The following is a 6,649-nucleotide window of genomic DNA, read 5'->3' on the forward strand; positions in this document are numbered from 1 at the left end:
TTTTATAGATAAATTAATTTGAGCAAGAAAAATAAAAGTGTTACAGGCGTAGTTTATTCTACCGATCCTGGTTTTGAATACCGGCAGGAAAATGATTGGGTTGAAGAAACACTTCCTGCGCAACAGCAGCAACTCAAGATTTTTTTGGACCGGAAAGCGGGCGGAAAACTGGTAACCCGGATTGCCGAATTTAAAGGCAGCGAAGAAGATTTAGAAAAATTAGGCAAAAAACTGAAAACAAAATGCGGCGTAGGCGGAGCGGTAAAGGATGGCGAAATATTGATCCAGGGAAATTTTAGGGACAAGGTTTTACAGGTTTTGCAAACCGATAACTACAAAGCAAAAATAGCCGGCGGATAGGCAACAATTTTTACAATTACGGCAATGGTGTGTTTTTTACACTTAATACTTGCATTAATTAATATTTTTCACTTTTATTGTAAAAGCAAATTCGAAGGAAATTGTATTTTTTTAAACCTGGCAATCAGTCCACATTTTTTTAAGGAGGTAAATTAAATTTACATTATCATTTTATTTATTCTTTTTTATTAATAGTAAAACTTTAAATTTGTTATTGCATTTATAAAAACACCAGCAATAAACCCTACATTTATAAAACTAAAATCTAACTAAACTAAAAAACCCAAACAATGGCAACTACTCCACCAAAACCAACAACAACAGCAACAGTAAAAAAAGAAGGCTCAGGTTCATCGAGCATTTTTGCATCTTTAGTAATTCCAATCGCATTTGTCGTAGCTTTATTGATATACATATTTGTTTTGGGTGATCCAAGCCATTACAAAGGTGGTGATCCAGCTAACGAACCAGCAAATGGTGATTATTTTGGTGTTGTCCATAAAGGCGGGCCAATTGTACCAGTACTGATGACTTTTTTATTATGCGTAATCATTTTTTCTATTGAGCGTTTTGTGGTAATTGGAAAAGCAGCAGGTTCTGGCAATGTGGATGCTTTTATCAAAAAAGTTCAGGCTTACCTTAATGCCGGAAACATTGAAGCCGCAAGTGCTGAGTGCGATAAACAAAAAGGATCGGTAGCAAACGTGATTAAATCAGGTTTAAAAAAATACCGCGAGATGGAACAAGAGCCAAATTTGGACGTAGATCAGAAATGTTTGGCTATCCAAAAAGACATTGAAGAAGCAACTTCTTTGGAAATGCCTATGTTGGAGCAAAATTTAACGATAATTGCAACTTTGGTATCTATCGGTACATTAACCGGTTTGTTAGGCACAGTAACAGGTATGATTAAAGCGTTTGCTGCATTGGCAACATCAGGGGCGCCAAACCAAGCTGCATTGGCAACAGGTATATCTGAAGCTTTGATCAATACGGCTTTAGGTATTTTCACCTCAACCTTAGCCGTTATTGCATACAATTACTTTACTTCTAAAATTGATACTTTAACCTACGCTATTGATGAAACAGGTTTTAGTATTGTTCAAACTTATGCAGCTTCCCATAAAAATAATCATTAATTCTTATCGTTAATATGTCTGCAATTGTTTGCCCATATTTTTAACCGATTATTTAAATAAAATCATTATGCCAAGAGCTCATATAAAAAGAAAAAGTACTGCAATTGATATGACAGCTATGTGCGATATGGCTTTCCTTTTGCTTACCTTTTTTATTCTTACTTCTAAACCTAAAACAGAAGATCTTGTTCCGGTAGATATTCCTGGCTCTTCTGTGTTGATTAAATTACCGGATGATGTTGCAACCCTTACAATTGGACAAGGAAAGGTTTTTTTTAGTATTGAAGGAGAAGCGATAAAGGCACAAACATTAGAAAACGTTGGTCAAAAGTATAATATAACTTTTACACCTACGGAAAAAGCATTGTTTTCTCGATTGCCATCCTTTGGTGTGCCAATTGCCAGTATGAAACAGTTTCTGGATATGGATCCGGAAAAACGTAAGGCATTAAAACAACCGGGAATACCAACTGATTCTGTTAGCAATGAATTGTTTAACTGGGTTCGTGAAGCCCGGGTTTCAGCAAAAGCTTTGGTCAATAAAGATTTAAGAATTGGTATTAAAGGAGATAGCAAGGAAGAATATCCTACTATTAAAAAAGTTATTGGAATATTACAAAAACAAAAAGTAAATAAATTTAGCCTGATTACTTCAATGCGGGCTGCAAAATAATTAAACTTAAAATAAAATGGCAGAATTAGATACCTCCGGGGGTGGCAAGAAAGGCGGGGGAAAAGTAAGGAGTAAAAAAGCATCCACCCGTGTTGATTTAACAGCCATGGTAGATTTGGCTTTCCTACTGATTACGTTTTTTATGCTTACCACAACCTTGGCTAAACCACAAGCTATGGATTTGGGCATGCCAGATAAGGATGATATTAAAAAGGATCAGTTACCTGTTCCCGCCTCTCGTACAATGTCTGTATTATTGGGCAGTAAAGATAAATTAGAATGGTTTGTTGGTGAACCAGGAAAAGTAGCCCCTAATGTTGACAACTACGGAAAAAATGGAATTCGTAAAGCTTTATTGGATAATGCTGCACGTATTAAACAACAATCAGGTGGAAAGGATATGATCGTGTTAATTAAGCCATCAGATAAATCTGACTACAAGAATTTAGTGGATATGCTGGACGAACTTAAGATTGCTAATGTTCAAATTTATGCAATTGTAGATATTACTGCTCCTGAAATTGAATCCTTGAAACGGGATGGCCTTTACTAATATATATAATCAAGATAGAATCAATCAGTTAAAAAATTAAATCATAAATTTAAACAACCATGGCAAGATTAGATATATTGGATCCGGAATGGATTGAGGTTGTTTTTAGGGGCCGCAATAAGGCTTACGGAGCATATGTGCTACGTAAGGAAAATGCAAAAACATCAGTACGGGCTTTAATCATTGCCAGTGCTTTATTTGTTTTGGCTATTGCGATGCCTACTATTATCAACAAACTTAAAGGTTTTATCCCTAAGGCAGATGAAAAAGTAAAAATCCAGGATGTTGTGTTAATACCTCCACCTCCGATAGACGCAACTAAACCACCACCCCCGCCACCTAAAGTAGAACCGCCAAAACCAAAAGTTGACCAGGTGCGTTTTCCGCCTCCAGTTGTTAAACCGGACAATGAGGTGAAGGAAAAAGATCCGCCAACGGTAAAAGAACTGGAAGTTAAAGACCCCGGACAAAAAGATTTGAAAGGCGACCCTAATGCTGACATTCGTATAGATGAAGCTGTTGGTAAATCGGATGTAAAAGAAAAAGTAGTTGAAGAAAACACCAATGCTATTGTAAGCTTTGCGGCAGTTGAAAAATTGCCAGCGTTTCCAGGTGGAGATGCGGCATTTGGCAATTATTTAAGTAAGAATATCCGATATCCGCCTGTGGCAAAAGAAAACAATACACAAGGACGTGTTATTTTATCTTTTGTGGTAGAAAAAGATGGAAGCTTAACTGACATTAAAGTATTGCGTGATATTGGCGGAGGTTGTGGGCAGGAAGCTATACGGGTGTTGTCTAAATCACCACATTGGACACCAGGTATCCAAAACGGAAAACCTGTTCGTGTTGCTTTTACCATGCCGGTTAACTTTACGCTTTCGTCAGACCAGTAATTTTAACATGTTTGACCGATTGAATTTTAAGGAGAAACCGCTCTTTGAGCGGTTTCTCCTTATTTTAGGACTGACCGCTTTTGTTTGTTTTGTAGGGCTGGGTTTAATGGTTATGTTTTGGGACAAGCTTCCATTAAACATGAGCAATACCCAACGTTACTTATTTGGCGCTGTAATTATTATTTATTCCGTACTTCGATTTTCCAGATATTTTACAAGAAAATGAAATCAAGAAAATTAGTAAGTTTTAGTTGTGCTATTTTATTAAGTATAATTATTGTTTCCTGCAATAATGTAAATACTGCCGACCAATTCACTTCTGGTAGTTATCGTTTTGTTTTTGATGAATCGCTTTCCCCGCTATTAGACCAGGAGCTGTACGTTTTTAAATCCATTTATCCGGATGCAAAACCTGATGTTATTTATCAGCCTGAAAATAAAATACTGGATTTAATGCTTAATAATAAAGCAAAATTTGCCATTATGGGACGTACTTTGAATCCAGACGAAGTAAAAGTGTTAAGCAACCGAAACTTACCTCCGCAGATTGGGAAAATTGCCGAAGATGCCATCGCTTTAATTGTTGGAAAAAATTCCCCGGATTCATTAATGCTGCTATCAGAAGTAAAAAGTTTATTTTTAAGCAATACTAAAACAAACAAAAACCTCGTTTTTGATAGTCCAAACTCAAGTATTATTAATTATTTAATGAAGTTATCAGGAACGAACCAATTAAAACAAAAAAATGTTTATGCCCTTAAAAACAGCAAGGAAGTGATCAAGTATGTTGCCACACATCAGGATGCAATTGGTTTCATCAGTTATAGCTGGTTGTTAGAACCGGACGCAGATTATGCCAGTGCAGCTCAAAACATCAGCGTTGTTGGTGTAAAGGATGACAAGGCAAAAAACATTAATAATGGCTATGTTAAACCTTCACAATCCGCTTTGGCCCTAAACCAATATTCTTTAAAAAGAACAATTTATGTGGTAGATTGTACCGGTAAAGTAGGTTTAGGTACAGGTTTCGCTTCTTTTTTACAAAGTGAAAGAGGGCAAAAAATAGTTTTACGGTCAGGTTTGTTGCCTGATTCTTTGCCCAGACGAGATATAAACATTAAAAAGGACTTGTAATATAATTTAACCATTAGAATTTTAACTATGAAGATGATCAATAAAGCAGCACTGACCATTTCCGGTTTAGCCATGTTAAGTTCTTCTGTATTTGCCCAGAGTTTAGCCGATGCTAAAAAGGCAATTGATGCAGAACAATACCAAAAGGCCGAATCAATGCTAAAGAACCTTACACAAACCCAGGCCACAAAAGATGAGAACTTTTTTTATCTGGGCTGGGTATATTTAAAAACAAATGAGCCTGATTCTGCAAAAGCTACTTTTACCAAAGGAATTAGTGTAAACCCGAAATCTGCTTTAAATTATGCAGGCTTAGGCGCAATAGACCGTTTGGATAAAAACACCGCTGCTGCAAAAACAGATTTGGATAAAGCCTTAGCGGCGATAGACAAAAAGGATTTAGAGCCATATGTATATATTGGCAAAGCTTATTTGTTAGAGCCAAACCCGGATCCAAATGCTGCAATTGCAGTTTTGAAAAGAGGTATCGCATCCAACCCTAAAGAAAAAAACCCGGAACTGTTTGCTGCTTTAGGCGATGCTTACCGTTCTCAACTTAAAAATACAGAGGCTTATGACAATTATCAGCAGGCATTGGCGATCAACCCAAAAATGGTAAGTGCCATTGTAGCAACCGGTGTAATTTGGAAACAAGCCAACAACTTTGAAGATTCTGAAAAAGAGTACCGTAGAGCATTGGCAATAGACCCGAATTATGGCCCTGCTTACCGGGAGTTAGCAGAGACTTATTTACGTTGGGGAAACAATACCAAAAAAGCCGAGGCACCAGCAAAATACACACAAGCTGTAAATTTTTACAAAAAATACCTGGATTTAACAGACCGATCTGTGGCTTCAAGAATGCGTTATGCTGATTTCCTGGTGTATGCGCAGGATTACAAAGGCTTAGAGCAGGAAGCAAATGATATTGCCAAAATTGCACCGAAAGACAACTTAAAAGTTTACCGGTATTTAGGTTACGCAGCCTACGAAAACAAAAACTATCAGGCAGGTTTAGATGCTTTGAACAAATTTATGGGTCAGGCAGATCAAAAACGTATTATTCCTTTGGATTATTTATATCTTGGAAGGTTACAGTTAGCAGTCGGCGGACAAGATTCTGCTGCTATCAACAACTTGCGTAAGGCATTGACATTAGATACAGCGCAGGTTGAAGCTTATAGTGAGATTGCAAAAACTTTATTCAACCAAAAGAAATATGTAGAAGCAGGCGATGCTTATAAAACTTACATTACTAAATCTCGTCAAGCTACCTTAGGTGATTATTTAAGGGAAGGTGTAAGTTATTACAATGCTTTTAAAGAACAATATTATAGCACTGCCAAACCAAAACCGGTTGCTGATACGGCGTTGCTTGTGAAAGCTGATTCAGCATTCAGTTACATTCAGCACCATGCCGCATCTCCTCAAGCTACAGTTGCATTATATGAAGCAAGGGCAAACGATTTGAGGGAGCCCAGCAGAAATACAACAAATGGCTACGCAAAACCATATTATGAGCAATACATTCAATTGGTTACTGCCAAAACCCCGGTTGCTGATGCAGACAAGATTTATTTAGGTGAAGCCTATGCTTATTTAGGTACTTATTACGAGTACAAAGAAAAAGACCCGGCCAAAGCAAGCGAGAACTTTACCAAAGCAAGAGAAAACGACCCAACCAATAAACAAGCGATTGCTTACTTCTCTAAAAAAGGTGGCGGCGCAGCAAAAAGTAAGTGATAAAAACAGTATGACTAGTCCTGAAAAAAGTTGACCGATTAGTTTTTTAAAATTATTCAATAAAAGTCCTGATAGGTCATTCTTTCAGGACTTTTTTATTCCACAATTTTCTTTTGATCTTTTGTTGAACATGGGTTGCTTCCGGGGTCAT

7 protein-coding genes are annotated in these 6,649 nt (G+C 37.0%); all 7 read left to right on the forward strand.

All coding sequences use genetic code 11. The annotated features are described in order from the left end of the window. Nucleotides 1–18: 18 nt before the first annotated feature. A complete protein-coding gene (locus V5804_RS09315; protein WP_369591114.1) occupies nucleotides 19–360 on the forward strand; it encodes a translation initiation factor in 342 nt (113 codons plus the stop codon). Nucleotides 361–650: 290 nt separating this feature from the next. Continuing rightward, nucleotides 651–1,499: a MotA/TolQ/ExbB proton channel family protein gene (locus V5804_RS09320; RefSeq protein WP_369591115.1), complete on the forward strand. Its 849-nt coding sequence runs from the start codon at nucleotides 651–653 to the stop codon at nucleotides 1,497–1,499. Nucleotides 1,500–1,566: 67 nt separating this feature from the next. After that, entirely contained in the window at nucleotides 1,567–2,172 is a 606-nt protein-coding gene (locus V5804_RS09325) for a biopolymer transporter ExbD (protein WP_369591116.1), read from the forward strand. Between the two features lie 16 nt (nucleotides 2,173–2,188). Beyond that, entirely contained in the window at nucleotides 2,189–2,725 is a 537-nt protein-coding gene (locus tag V5804_RS09330) for an ExbD/TolR family protein (RefSeq protein WP_369591117.1), read from the forward strand. A 59-nt stretch (nucleotides 2,726–2,784) separates the two neighbouring features. Continuing rightward, nucleotides 2,785–3,621 (forward strand): energy transducer TonB, encoded by an 837-nt coding sequence (locus V5804_RS09335; protein ID WP_369591118.1) that lies wholly within the window; start codon nucleotides 2,785–2,787, stop codon nucleotides 3,619–3,621. Between the two features lie 222 nt (nucleotides 3,622–3,843). Then, the gene (locus V5804_RS09340) at nucleotides 3,844–4,755 is read left to right on the forward strand and encodes a PstS family phosphate ABC transporter substrate-binding protein (protein WP_369591119.1); all 912 of its coding nucleotides are present in this window, start codon (nucleotides 3,844–3,846) and stop codon (nucleotides 4,753–4,755) included. Between the two features lie 27 nt (nucleotides 4,756–4,782). After that, entirely contained in the window at nucleotides 4,783–6,498 is a 1,716-nt protein-coding gene (locus V5804_RS09345) for a tetratricopeptide repeat protein (RefSeq protein ID WP_369591120.1), read from the forward strand. Nucleotides 6,499–6,649: the final 151 nt, after the last annotated feature.

It is taken from the genome of Mucilaginibacter sp., assembly GCF_041088075.1.
Taxonomy (GTDB): Bacteria; Bacteroidota; Bacteroidia; order Sphingobacteriales; family Sphingobacteriaceae; genus Mucilaginibacter_A.